The 13,175-nt window shown below is 44.3% G+C and carries 14 protein-coding genes; 3 read left to right on the forward strand and 11 right to left on the reverse strand.

The window, feature by feature from the left end:
- Window position 1: 1 nt before the first annotated feature.
- Window positions 2-1,726 (reverse strand): ABC transporter ATP-binding protein, encoded by a 1,725-nt coding sequence (locus WKT00_RS06980; RefSeq protein WP_101695040.1) that lies wholly within the window; start codon window positions 1,724-1,726, stop codon window positions 2-4.
- Between the two features lie 17 nt (window positions 1,727-1,743).
- Entirely contained in the window at window positions 1,744-2,292 is a 549-nt protein-coding gene (locus tag WKT00_RS06985) for a GNAT family N-acetyltransferase (protein WP_101695041.1), read from the reverse strand.
- A gap of 83 nt (window positions 2,293-2,375) precedes the next feature.
- Here WKT00_RS06985 and WKT00_RS06990 point away from each other — a divergent pair, with 83 nt between their 5' ends.
- On the forward strand, window positions 2,376-3,188 hold the full coding sequence (locus WKT00_RS06990; protein ID WP_101695042.1) for a MerR family transcriptional regulator: 813 nt from the start codon (window positions 2,376-2,378) through the stop codon (window positions 3,186-3,188).
- Here WKT00_RS06990 and WKT00_RS06995 read toward each other — a convergent pair.
- The 3 genes from WKT00_RS06995 to tig all read right to left on the reverse strand — a co-directional run bounded on the left by WKT00_RS06995 (window position 3,172) and on the right by tig (window position 6,771).
- Window positions 3,172-4,215 carry an alcohol dehydrogenase gene (locus tag WKT00_RS06995; RefSeq protein WP_101695043.1) on the reverse strand — a complete coding sequence of 348 codons (1,044 nt, stop codon included), beginning with the start codon at window positions 4,213-4,215 and terminating at the stop codon, window positions 3,172-3,174. The two genes, WKT00_RS06990 and WKT00_RS06995, sit on opposite strands and share 17 nt — an antisense overlap.
- Window positions 4,216-4,342: 127 nt before the next feature.
- The gene (locus WKT00_RS07000) at window positions 4,343-5,683 is read right to left on the reverse strand and encodes a sodium-dependent transporter (RefSeq protein WP_101695044.1); all 1,341 of its coding nucleotides are present in this window, start codon (window positions 5,681-5,683) and stop codon (window positions 4,343-4,345) included.
- A gap of 29 nt (window positions 5,684-5,712) precedes the next feature.
- Window positions 5,713-6,771, reverse strand: a complete 1,059-nt coding sequence (gene tig / locus WKT00_RS07005; RefSeq protein ID WP_101695045.1) for a trigger factor — start codon at window positions 6,769-6,771, stop codon at window positions 5,713-5,715.
- Window positions 6,772-6,976: 205 nt separating this feature from the next.
- On the opposite strand from tig, the gene WKT00_RS07010 reads away from it, so the two are divergent.
- Entirely contained in the window at window positions 6,977-7,417 is a 441-nt protein-coding gene (locus tag WKT00_RS07010) for a hypothetical protein (RefSeq protein WP_340262364.1), read from the forward strand.
- A gap of 59 nt (window positions 7,418-7,476) precedes the next feature.
- Here the strand turns inward: WKT00_RS07010 and WKT00_RS07015 are convergent, their stop codons facing one another.
- Window positions 7,477-8,043, reverse strand: a complete 567-nt coding sequence (locus WKT00_RS07015) for a glycerol-3-phosphate responsive antiterminator (RefSeq protein ID WP_101695047.1) — start codon at window positions 8,041-8,043, stop codon at window positions 7,477-7,479.
- A gap of 160 nt (window positions 8,044-8,203) precedes the next feature.
- Between WKT00_RS07015 and WKT00_RS07020 the strand changes: the two genes are divergently transcribed.
- A complete protein-coding gene (locus WKT00_RS07020) occupies window positions 8,204-8,989 on the forward strand; it encodes a hypothetical protein (protein ID WP_101695048.1) in 786 nt (261 codons plus the stop codon).
- On the opposite strand, the gene WKT00_RS07025 is transcribed toward WKT00_RS07020, so the two are convergent.
- The 5 genes from WKT00_RS07025 to WKT00_RS07045 all read right to left on the reverse strand — a co-directional run bounded on the left by WKT00_RS07025 (window position 8,986) and on the right by WKT00_RS07045 (window position 13,154).
- Entirely contained in the window at window positions 8,986-9,867 is an 882-nt protein-coding gene (locus tag WKT00_RS07025) for a hypothetical protein (protein WP_101695049.1), read from the reverse strand. The two genes, WKT00_RS07020 and WKT00_RS07025, sit on opposite strands and share 4 nt — an antisense overlap.
- A gap of 73 nt (window positions 9,868-9,940) precedes the next feature.
- The gene (locus WKT00_RS07030) at window positions 9,941-10,867 is read right to left on the reverse strand and encodes a SufB/SufD family protein (protein ID WP_101695322.1); all 927 of its coding nucleotides are present in this window, start codon (window positions 10,865-10,867) and stop codon (window positions 9,941-9,943) included.
- A 32-nt stretch (window positions 10,868-10,899) separates the two neighbouring features.
- Window positions 10,900-11,622 carry an ABC transporter ATP-binding protein gene (locus tag WKT00_RS07035; RefSeq protein ID WP_101695050.1) on the reverse strand — a complete coding sequence of 241 codons (723 nt, stop codon included), beginning with the start codon at window positions 11,620-11,622 and terminating at the stop codon, window positions 10,900-10,902.
- The gene (yfcE, locus tag WKT00_RS07040) at window positions 11,594-12,151 is read right to left on the reverse strand and encodes a phosphodiesterase (protein WP_101695051.1); all 558 of its coding nucleotides are present in this window, start codon (window positions 12,149-12,151) and stop codon (window positions 11,594-11,596) included. Before yfcE ends, WKT00_RS07035 begins: the two co-directional genes overlap by 29 nt.
- Before the next feature lie 142 nt (window positions 12,152-12,293).
- Window positions 12,294-13,154: a YitT family protein gene (locus WKT00_RS07045; RefSeq protein WP_101695052.1), complete on the reverse strand. Its 861-nt coding sequence runs from the start codon at window positions 13,152-13,154 to the stop codon at window positions 12,294-12,296.
- Between the last annotated feature and the right edge of the window lie 21 nt (window positions 13,155-13,175).

Raw genomic sequence — 13,175 nt, forward strand, 5'->3', positions numbered from 1 at the left:
CCTAAACAGCCTCCTTTCCCAATTGAATCTCTGCAATTTCACGATAAAGCGGACAAGATTTCAGTAATTCCCCATGGGTTCCGTTTCCGACAATCTGACCGTCATCTACCACCAGAATCCGATCTGCATCCATAATTGTACTGACTCTCTGTGCCACCATAATAACCGTCGCATCTCCAATGTTTTCTTTTAAATTTTGTCTAAGCTGTCGGTCTGTCTTCATATCCAAAGCTGAAAAGCTGTCGTCAAACACATAGATTTCCGGCTTTTTCATCATTGCTCTGGCAATTGCCATACGCTGTCTTTGACCACCGGATAAATTGGTGCCGCCCTGCGCGACTGCATCGTGGTACCCTTGTTTTTTCTTAAGAATAAACTCTTCTGCACAGGCTGTCTTTGCCGCCTTTTGCCACTCTTCTTCCGTACCGTTTTCATTTCCAAAATTAAGATTATCCGCAATGTCTCCGGAAAAGAGCACATTTTTCTGTGGCACATAGCCAATCAAAGACCGAAGATCTTCCGTGCGATATTCTTTCGCATTGACTCCATCGATCAGCACCTCTCCAAACATCGGATCATAAAGTCTTGGAATGAGTTTCAGAATACTGGACTTTCCTCTTCCGGTTCCGCCTATAATGGCAGTGATCTCTCCGGGACGAGACACGAAGCTTACATCCTTCAAAATCGGCTCATCCGCTCCCGGATAAGCGAAATTCACATGTCGAAATTCTACCGTTGCATGAGTCTTCCGGTTTTCCAAGGAAAGACCTCCATCACGAATGGAGCTTTCCGTCTCTAACACTTCCGAAATACGTTTTGCGCAGGCATAACTTGTAGGGAACATCATAATTACCAGCGAAAGCATCATTACAGAAGTCAGCACCATACTGATATACTGACTGTTAGCCACCAAAGATCCGACTTCCATTGCACCCGTGTTGACATAATAGGCTCCCATCCCCAATACAGCCGCCGTAGTAACACCGAAGATCACGCTGATAACAGGCATCAAAAGACTGGTAATACGACCTGCCGTCATCGCTGTCATCGCATAGTCCATGTTCGCTTCCTCAAAGCGATCCGTCTCTACCTTCTGCTTATTAAACGCTCGAATCACACGAACGCCTTCCAGCGACTCCAAAAACAGGCGGTTGATCTGATCCAGTTTTTTTCTCAGGCGAATCGAATAACGAGATGCTAATACCATAATCATCGTCAGCGCTCCAAGGAGTACCGGAATCGCAACTAAAAGAACGGAACTGACTTCTCCCCCTGTCGCCGCCGAGAACACAAGGCCTGCCACCGCCATCATGGGAGCAAGCAGCCCGACTCTAAGAAGAAGCGTCAGAAAGTTCTGTACATTCGTAATATCCGAAGTGCTTCTCGTAACAAGACTGGCTGTGCCAAATCGATCCATTTCTGCCGCAGAAAAACTCTGCACCTTAGAAAACACCTGATTTCTAAGCTGCGCTGCAAAATCGGTAGAAATGTAAGACGCAATTTTAACGGATAAAAAACTAATGATACATGAAAACACAGTAACTCCTGCCATGATAAACGCATATGTCCAAATCACTCGTTCGTCCCCTGCCGCCACACCATGACTGATCATCTGTGCCAAAAAGGAGGGCAGAAGCATCTGGCCTACCGCAGACAATAGTACCAGTGCAAATAATTTTACAATCTGTCCCGGCTTTAATTTTACTTTTGAAAAAATAGTTTTCATTTCCTTTCCCTCTCTTTCTATCTTGCCGCACGCTCTGTTATTTTGATTTTCGACAATTTAAAAAACAATGTTCCCAAAGCATATTCCTGCAAACTAAGATACTCTTCTTTTGAAATCTTTTCTCCAAACTTCAGAATCTCCATCTCCCCACTTGCTCCTTCTATAAAAATTTCCGAAGATGTAAATCCATTTTTCATATAAAATTTTCGCCTTGCAATTCGCTGCTCCCGATTATCTGCCTGATCGTCCAGACACTCAATAAGGAGGACAATCTTTTTATCCGCATACTGTCTGCATACATTTTCCATAATATAACTACCGGTTCCTTTGCTTCGGATTTTAGACGACACTGCCAGGTAATCTACCATAACCATATTTTTATAGGGAATCAGAACCACGAATCCTAACAGCTTCTGCTCTTCTGTCGCCGTCATAAGTACAGCTTTTCCCGTTCTAACCGAATGACGAAGTGTAAGATATGGTTTTCTTTCCCGTTTCGGAAACGCCTCCATATAAATTTCTTTTATTTCCGGCCACTGATGCTTCTTTATCACTGTGAATTCCATATGAATCTCCTCTTCTAATTGATTTTTCCTTTTCCATGGCGTATCATATAATGTACAGTAACTGTACAGTCAAGAGGTGTTTTATGAATCGAAAAAATTATTTATATTCATCCGGAGAATTTGCCAAATTTACCGGTGTCAACAAGCGTACACTCCACTACTACAACGATATCGGTTTGTTCTGCCCGGAAGTTATCGGCGAAAATGGATATCACTACTATACCTGTTTTCAATTTGCGCAATTAGAGCTGATTCTGACCCTGCGAAAAATCGGTCTTTCCATTGAAGAGATCAAAGACTATGTAACCAAACCTTCTGATGAATCTTTTTCTCAGATGATGACAAAAAAGAAAAAGCTGATCGACGAATCCATCGAACAGCTTTTATCTGCGCAGGCTTTTTTAGAGCAAAAAGCAGAGCGCTTAAAACTTGGAATGCAGTCAAAGCACGGCTCCATTGAATTATGTACTCTTCCCGAAAGAAAAATTGTTCTCTCCTCTCCTATTTCCGGAAAATACGATGAGGAAGACTTTTCTGTTGCGGCCGAATTCTCGCTTCGCCTCAAAAAACACTTCCACCTTTATGACAATTTTGGAAGCCGCATCTTAGTTGATAATATCCAGAAAGATTATTTTAATCGTTATGATTCTTTCTTCGCCTATTGTCCACCTTCTTCCGACACTTATGACTTCATTCTGCCAGCCGGAAGATATCTGCGTGCCTTTTGTATCGGCAGCTGGAGACAGCTTCCTGACATCTATCAGTCAATTCTTTCCTACGCCGATCATCAGGGGCTCACCCTTGACGGTCACGCTTACGAGGAAGGCTTAAATGAAATGTCTATTGAAGACCAGAACGATTACATTACCATGATCACGATCAAATGCAGCGAATAGCCACCTTGATGACCTTCTCCTTGCGATTCTCAAAAATCTCATATGCCTTCTCAATCTCCTGCAGTGGAAATTCATGGGTAATTAGCGGCGTTGTATCAATCTTTTTCTCTTCGATCAACCGAAGGATCTCATCACAGTCACAGCCATCTACGCCTCCCGTCTTAAAGATCAGATTCTTCCCATACATCCTAGGAAGAGGAAGACTCTGTGCTTCCTCATAGAGTGCAACCACCGTCACAATCGCATTTTGGCGCGCCAGCTTCCAGGCCAGTTCAAAGGTCTGCGGACTCCCTGCTACTTCCAAAACGCGATCTGCCCATCCATGCTCACTATGCTCTCTCACAAAGTTCTCTACGTCCACTTCTTTGGGATTTACCACCAGCACATCCGGGTAATGCTCTTTTACAAACGCAATCCGATCTGGATCTACCTCGCATAAAATAATACTTTTTGGATTTTTCAACATCACACATAAAAGGGTACAGATTCCCGTTGGACCTCCGCCAAGAATCACAACGGTATCCTGATGTCCAATCTCAGAAATCTTTGCCGCCCAAAAGCCCGTTGCAAGAACATCCCCCACAAACAACGCTTCTTCATTCGTCACTGAATCTGCAATCCGATTCAATCCCTGATCTGCATAGGGCACTCGAACATATTCAGCCTGCCCTCCGTCGATCCGGCAGCCCAAAGCCCATCCGCCATTTTCATCCGTACAGTTATTCACATATCCATTCTCACAGAAGAAACATTCTCCACAAAATGTCTCTACATTCACCGTAACACGATCTCCCGGCTTTACACTCGTCACTTCACTTCCTACTTTTTCCACGATTCCCACCATCTCATGTCCAATGGTAATCCCCGGAACCGCTCTTGGAACAACTCCGTGTTTGATATGAATATCACTGGAGCAGATACTGGCCAGTGTTACCTTTACAATCGCATCCTGCAGATTTTGAAGTTCCGGCTTTTTCTTCTCCTCTAACACAAATTTCCCCGGTTCCCGATACGTATATGCCAACATATTGACTTCCTCCTTTTATAAGGCTTATACCCTTTAGAAATTCTAATTTCATTTGATTACAGTGCACCACACAAAAAAGATACCGGAAATGGTTTTCCATCCCCGATATCTTTTTCTCTCATATTCTCTATCCAATTCCTCCGAAGAAGATTCCCAGCACATACACCACCAGCGTAATGCCGACAAACACATACTTCGTCACTGGCTCAAACCATTTTCCAAGAGGCTTTTCCCGCCCCTCTTCTACCTGCCCTCTGGCATAACCCTTTGGGCACACCCAGAAGAACATAATTCCGGCAAGCAGGGCGCCAAGTGGAATAATGTAGATCGATACCGCATCCATCCACATGCCTACCGCGTCACCACTCTCAATAAAGATTCCCACTGCCGCGGAGATCACTGCGATAATACCAACCGCCATCCCGCGAGACAGATGAAACTGCTCCTGCAAAGCCTCTATCGGCGTCTCAAATAAGTTCATCAAGGACGTAATTGCCGCAAACAGTACTGCAATAAAGAAAATCACTGCAAACACGGCTCCAAACGGCATCTTCTGGAATACAACCGGAAGCGTAATAAACATCAGCGGCGGTCCGCTTGCAGCGTCCAGTCCGAAAGCAAACACAGCCGGGATCACTACCATTCCTGCTAGAAGTGCCGCGCAGGTGTCAAAAAACGCCACATTTTTCGCGCATCCCACAATGTCAATATCCTTCTTCAGATAGCTTCCATATACAATGGTTCCGGATCCTGCCAGAGACAGGGAGAAAAATGCCTGCCCAAGCGCATACACCCAGGTCTTGATATTTCCAAGCTGCTCCCACTGCGGCACAAACAGATAGCGATAACCATCTGCCGCTCCCGGAAGCGTCACCACGCGGATCATCAATACAATGAAGAAGACGAAGAACACAGGCATCATAACCTTATTCATCTTCTCAATTCCCTTCGTCACACCCAGGAGCATAATTAAAAATGTAATTCCCAGACCCAGCATCTGCCATCCGATACTTCCAAAATCAACGGCCAGTTCTCCAAAATAGCCGCCCATATCTTCTACTTTGGTAAGGCTTCCGGTTAGTGCGCTGCACAAATACTTCAGAAACCAGCCGACAACAACCGAATACCCAATCGCAATTCCCAGTGAACCCAGAACCGGAACCAGACCGATCAATCGTCCCGGAACCTTTCCTTTTGATCCAAACCGCATCTCCATTGCCTTGGAGAATGCTCCAAGCGGTCCTGTCTTCACACCACGGCCAAACGCCATTTCTCCGATCACACCGGAAAATCCCAATAGTATCACAAAGATAAAATACGGAATCAAAAATGCTGCTCCGCCAAACTTTCCAGTCCGGTATGGGAACATCCAGATATTTCCCATTCCTACAGCCGAACCAATACACGCTACAATGAATCCCATTCTAGTTCGGAATTCATCTCTTCCCTTTTCTTTTCTCTTTCCCATAACACTATAAACTCTCTATGTAACACTCTCTATTTCTCTGATTTTACCTGAACACAGTTATCTGTCAGCCATTCTTTTACCATATTATTCAGAATGATATCCTTCAGATCTTCCTCTGGTACAGCCTTCTTCAATTCGTCAACGTCTGCATATCCGTAATCCTTTGCCAGCTGCTTTGATTCGGATTTATATGTCTTATCGTCCAGTTTAATCTTTTCTTTCTCTGCGATTGCTTCCGTAACCATCGTCTGCTTCACGCTGGACTTTGCCGCCTCGTCTACCTGCTTCTCAAAGTCTTCTACCGTAGTATTCATCTGATCCTGGATAAACGTCTCATAATCGCTTCCGTAAAATTCTGCTGCAGATTTATACTGATCGATCAGATCACCGGAAATCTTCTCAATCTCCTTCTTCGGATACTTCGTTACTTCCGTATTGTCCAGAACCGTCTGCCATACTTCCTGGCTTAAAGAATCTTCGTACATAGCCTTAGCATCTTTTTCCAGAGATTTTTTCACTTCTTCTTTATATTCTTTTACCGTCTTCGATTCTTTGGATACCTTCTTTACAAATTCATCATTTAACTCAGGCAGAACCTGTTCCGTCACTGATTTTACTGTAATCGTAAATGTAACCGGCTTTCCTGCCACATCGGTATTCTGATAATCCTCTGGAAAGCTTCCTTCCCAGTCATAAGTATCACCGATGTTGTGACCAATCACACTGTCTTCAAATCCTTCGATAAACTGACCCGATCCGATTGTCAGCGGATAATCCGTACCAGATCCCCCTTCAAATTCTACGCCATCCATCTTTCCTACAAAATCGATGGTTGCCGTATCACCTTCCTGCACCGGGCGATCGGTTACATCCTTTACCTCTGCATTTGCCTGCAGATTCGCTGTAACTGCATTCTCCACATCTTCATCCGTGATCTCTTCCGGCTTTTCTACTTCATCTACTTCCACCCCTTTATACTGGGAAATCTTAAGTTCATCCGTCTCAAGTCCTTTGCTTGCCGCACATCCGGATAATAACATAGACACTGTCATTGCTCCTGTCAGCAGCACTACCATTCTCTTTTTCATATTGCACCTCTTCATAATAATATCATTTTAACACTATTATGTTATAGCACATTCCCCAGTCCTTTCATAGGGGTTTCACATATATTTCATTCTTTTATCGGAATATCTACACGAAAACCGATCTGAAAACCGCAAATTGCTTGCACTCATCCACAAACAATGGTACAATGTACTCTATGAAAAAGGATAAATTAGGAGGTTCACCGTGAGTAAAGTAACAATCGTATTGCTTGTAATCTTAGCAGTGCTAATTATTGCGAGTATCGCATTATATTTCTTTGGAAAGAAAGCCGAAAAGAAGCAGGCAGCACAGCAGGAGCAGTTAGACGCGGCAGCACAGGCCGTATCCATGCTGATCATCGACAAAGGAAAGATGAGACTGCGCGATGCCGGTTTCCCACAGATCGTTATCGATAATACACCAAAGTATCTGCGCCGTTCCAAAGTACCGGTTGTCAAGGCAAAGGTTGGTCCAAGAGTGATGACCCTGATGTGCGATGCACAGATCTTCCCTTTGATTCCTGTAAAAAAGGAAGTAAAAGCCACCGTCAGCGGTATCTACATTATGAATGTCAAAGGATTACGTGGACATCTTGAAACACCACAGAAGAAAAAAGGGTTCTTTGCAAGATTACGAGGAAAATAAGCAGGACACAAAGGCTGTCGCTTTACGATTCATAAATCGTAAAGTGACAGCCTCTTTTCTTACACAAACCACAGCTCCTGCTGCGTCGTAGACACCGCTGCCGCTCCGGCTTTTAGCGCCATCATTACATCTTCTTTACTTTCAATCATTCCACCCGCAATCACAGGAAGCTTCTGCGCTTTCACCGCCCGCTCAATCACACGGGGTATCAGCCCCGGCAGAATCTCAATACAATCCGGTCCTCCTGGCATACTCTGCTTGTAGATATTCTCCAGTGACCGGGAATCCAATGCAAAAAATCGATGAATTGCATACAATCCCTTCTCCTTTGCATACCGGATCTGCGTTGTTTTCGTAGAGATAATGCCATCCGCCCCGGTTTTCTCTTTGATATAATCCACTGCAATCTCTCTGCCATCCAGACCCGTAATCAAATCCAGATGCACCATTGCCACTCTTCCTTCTTCCTTAATCCGTGATACGATCTGTCCTACATTGCAGATATCTCCATATAATACAAAGATAATCTGGCAAGGCGACCGAAAGCTTGCCTCCAAAGCCTGATCATCCTTCACTGCCGCAATCACCGGACAATCTTCCAAAATCCGATAAAAAGATGGTTTCATTTCCGCCACTCCCTTTTTTTCTATCTTATTTTATTATAACAGATTTTTCTTTCAATTCTAAAGAAAACCTTATGTCTTCGTGAACATTTCGTGATCCCTATTGAGTCCTTCCTGAAAAAGGACTAGAATAAAGAACGTTCATAAGGAGGGTATAAAGATTATGACTAAAAAACATATTAAAGACGCATATGATCATTCCGATGATTTTGATTTTTTCGATGGTAATTTTGAAGTAACCTACGACGAAGACCTCTTCGACATTCCGGACCGACAAGATTCCGACAACAGGAACTCTCGCAAAGGCAGCTACGAGGACGACTATGAAGATACGCTTTCCTGTCTGGACGAATTAGATCCTTACGATTCAGAAAGCTCCGAAGACTCTGAAGCTGGCAAACGCAAACGACGCAAGAAAAAGAAACGCAAGAAACTTCCCAATCTTCTCTCACCGGTCGCAAAGACTGCCAAAACAGGTGGGAAAATCATTTACAAGGTGGTAAATCTGCTTCTTCGATGCGCAACACTAATTCTGATGGCGCTGATTTTTTACAAATTAGCCCTCGCCTTTTGGCAGAACCACTCTGCTCTTGGCAACGCATTTACCATGATAAACGGCAAGAACTACACGCTTGCCGCCTACTTTGGCGTAGCTCTCTTTCTGCTTCTGTTCGAGCTGATTGCATTCCTCCTGGTTCTGACCGGCAGCAAAAAAGGCAGCCACAAGGGCCGCCCTGCTGATAAAGGCCGAGGCCTTTTCTCCTTTATTTTCATTGGAGGATGCTCTTATCTGGCGTGGATGCTGAACCCACTGGTGCCAACCTCCCCAGAGCCCCTTCAGGGTATGAAAGCTGCACTGATTGTGTACGGCTCCCTTCACACTGCACTGATCGGCCTTTGTATTGCCGGAGTGATCAGCTGCCTGATTCGGAAATTTTTCATCCGCTAATTTTGACTTGTTTCCTTCGCCTGAAGTTCTTCCTTGCGTTCTTCTTCCTCTGCTTTTTCAAGGAAGTCCGCATCTTTGGATTTCAGGCGTGGGATAAAGCGTTTTGCCAAAATTCCTTTCCCACGCTTTTTCACATAGAAATATCCCAGAATCGAAAATACAACGGCGCCGATAAAGTTGACGAACAAATCTTTCATCGTATCCAAAAGGCCAATATCTAGATATCCGCCCAATCCCAGATCCTGTCCATTTACCATAACAGACTGAATATCCCGGATTCCTACCGGACGATTACTCTTTGTCGGATCCAGCATAACAGACTTAATTGTATGTACAATCGTATCCTTCTGCATATCCAGCCCAAATAACTGATCCATCCCGCACTCAAAAAATTCCCATACGACACCGATCGTCATGGAAAAACAAAACGCCACAATCGCCACAAAGGCCGGTGATAATTGAATCGAAAACTTCTTACTTCGGTTCAAAATATCTACCAGCGCAAATCCAATTGCCGCCATCAAAAAGCCATTCACTGTGTGCAGCACCGTATCCCAAAACGGGAACTTCAGATAATATGCCTGAATTTCTCCTAAAATCTCCGCCGCAAAAATAAAAAGCAATATTGTAATCTCCAACGCGGTGGGCAGCTCAATTTTTAAATTAATCTGGATAAAACTCGGAATGATCAACAAAATCAATGTCAGAATACATAAAAATACATTTTCATAATTCCGGTTAAAGATCTGCAAGATCATCATCAGGATTACCAAAAGTCGCAGCACCACATAGACGATAAAAGAACTCTTGTGCTCTCTCAGCTCCATATGCAGCGCCTTTTTCATCACTTTCATTCGTTTTTTCAGCTTTAATTTCATGCAAAAATTCCTTTTTCTCTGTATGTTTTCTATTCGTTTCCCGATTGCAAAAAACGAGCAATAGTCACCATTTCTAATTTAAGAAATTATCGATAATAACAGCCTCTGCTTCCTCTTCTGTCAATCCAAGCGTTCTTAACTTCACCAGCTGCTCATCGTTAATTCTTCCAATGGCTGCTTCGTGAATAATTGCCGCATCTAGATGTTTGGCATTGATCTCCGGAATGGAGCTCACCTCTGCCTGATCCATAATAATAGAGTCGCACTGCACATGAGCGGAACATTTTGCGCTGCCGACTGCCTTCGGGTGAAATACCTGTCTGGACTCGCCCTTGGCAACAGATCTGGATATGATCTGCGCGGAACTTCCCGCACCATTCATCTGTACTTCCATGTTGGATTCCGCCACCTGCTTATCATGCGTCATCAGCTTCTCCATCACGTACAGTTTTGCGTTTTCTCCCATTTCTACATCCGTTTCACGAATCGTAGAATCCACGCCCTTAATCTGGACGGTATCCAGGGTAAAGACCGCGTCCTCCTCCAGATAAATCTTCGTTACCGGATTTAAGATTCTGGATCCGCTTCCTTCCCCTTCTCCATAATGCTTTTCCTCATAACGTACATTTGCCCCTTTTCCGACATGGAACGCATGGATTCCGTCATGGCGGCTGTCATTACATCCGCTGTTATGAATCCCGCATCCTGCCACAATCGTAACTTCCGCTCCGGGCGCAATAAAGAAGTCATTATAAACCACGTCCACGATTCCCGAAGTGCTGACTACTACCGGAATATGCACATATTCTCCTTTTGTATTCTCATCAATATAGACATCGATTCCCTGCTTGCCTTCTTTTCTCTTAATTTTAATATGCTCACTGTCTCCATGGCAGAGGGAAATCCCATTCTGCCGGAGATTGTAGGCTCCCTCCTGCCGGAAACCGTCTCCATCTATCTGCTTTAACACCTGCTCGGTGATATGATCTAACTCCGTCATCTTACCTTCTCCTTCTTTCTCCATCTTTGTTCTTACTTCCGGCCTGCGCACTTACAATCAGAACTCTCGCCAAAGAGCTTTGGCACCATTTCTTCTTTGGAGCCAATACTTCTGATCTTACCGTCTTCAATTACCATAATGCGATCTGCCATCTTAATAATCTTCTCCTGATGAGAAATCAGAATCAGTTTCTGGTCCTTCTTGCTGTGAATCTTCTCAAACTGATCCACCAGCATAGAAAAGCTCCACAGATCGATGCCCGCCTCCGGCTCATCGAACACGCACAGCTTATGCGGCTTTGCAAGTACCGTCGCAATCTCCAGACGCTTCATCTCGCCACCAGAAAGCGTTCCATCAATCTCACGTTTTAAATACTCGTTCGCGCAAAGTCCAACTCCGCTTAAAAGTTCACAGCAGTCACACTCTGCCAACGGCTTTCCTGCCGCCAAAGACAGAAGCCTCTCCACCGTCATTCCCTTGAAACGCGGCGGCTGCTGAAACGCAAATCCTACACCTGCATTTGCCCTGTGGTCAATATCATATTCTGTAATATCTTCCCCGTCCAGAACAATCTGCCCTGCATCGGCCTTCTCAATTCCAATCAGCACCTTAGCAAGCGAAGATTTTCCTCCTCCGTTCGGACCAGTAATCACCAACATTTCTCCATCTTCTACCGTAAAGCTGATATCCTGAACAATGCTTCTTTCCACACCGTTCTCATCAACCTTAAATGTCAAATTCTTTACTTCCAGCATAATTGTATTCCTTTCCTTCCAGCGTCTTCCACGTAAAATCTCCCTCTTCCAGCATTAGGTATCCATGCGGACTTTCTTCCTTCGGTATGGATACAGAACCTGGATTCAGATAATATTTCCCATCAAATTCCTGTTTTGCCGGCACATGGGTATGTCCGTGCAGCAGAATATCTCCCCGCTTCATCATCGGAGGATTCTCCATATGATACACATGTCCGTGCGTAGCGTAAATCATGCGTGTTCCGGTATACAGAATCGCATAATCCGCCAGAATCGGAAATTCCAGCACCATCTGATCCACCTCGGTATCACAGTTTCCTCTCACACACAGAATCTCTTCTTTGATCCCATTCAACATGGAAATCACCTGCTTGGGGTCATATTCTCTTGGCAGATCATTTCTTGGTCCATGATAAAGAATATCTCCTAACAGCAGAAGCTTGTCCGGTTTTTCTTTTCTATATTGTTCCAACAGCTGACGACAGTAATAAGCGCTGCCGTGAATGTCAGATGCAATCATAATCTTCATTCTCTTATGTTTCCTTTCCTCGCATGCCGTTTGGCACCACGCATGCATATCTTCCATTATATCGGCACTCGTTCGATTTTAAAAGGGGTTTTTCCAAGATTTCCCCAAACCTGCCCTCTGCCAACCATCTTATCTCTTTACACTATTCATTCGGCCGCTGATAAAAACGTCCTGATAGTTGCTCTGTCTTCAACACATTTACGAACGCTTCCGGATCTGCGTCTTTGATTTCCCGAATCACATCTTTACTCTCGGCACTCGATACAACAGAGTAGACCACCTTGCGCTCACAATGCTCATAGGATCCTTCTCCCTGAATAATCGTTGCGCCGTGATTGGTCGTCCTGGCAATAGCTTCATATACCCGTTTTGCATGATTGGTCACTACGAACAGCGTCTGTTGTTGATATTTCTTATACAAAATGTGCAGCACCTGTGTGGAAGTGTATTGAAAAATAATCGAATACAGAGCTTTGTCCCATCCAAACAGAATACCTGCCACTCCTAAAATCACCACGTTAAGCCCCAAAACCATATTCCAGGAATCAATTCCTTTGCGCTCCGACAGAAAAATAGCAATAAAATCCGTTCCGCCCGATGTCGCATTTACCATCAGACACAGACTGATCACGCATCCGTTAATCAATCCTCCAAAAATACTGATCAGCAAAGTATCATAAGTAATTGCATATCCCGGCAGCATATCCGTCAGCACGCTGGTCAGCACAATCATCAGACAAGAATACAGTGTGAATTTCTTCCCGATAAACCGAAAGCCAATCCAAATCGGAATCGCATTCAACAGTATGTTAATCAGCGTATAGGGAAGTGTCAAATCAAAAAACATCTCTACCGCGCGCTGAATTAAAAGCGACAGTCCCGTCGCTCCGCCCGGATATAATCCTCCTGTCCGTACAAATGATTTAATATTCAGCGCCATAATTACTGACGCAAGACATACCACAAGAATTCTCTTAATATTTTCTCTTGCATTGAATTTCACAACCTGTTCCCCCGTTACAAT

It is taken from the genome of Dorea sp. ICN-14282, from assembly GCF_037890115.1.
Lineage (GTDB): Bacteria > Bacillota > Clostridia > Lachnospirales > Lachnospiraceae > Dorea_B > Dorea_B phocaeensis.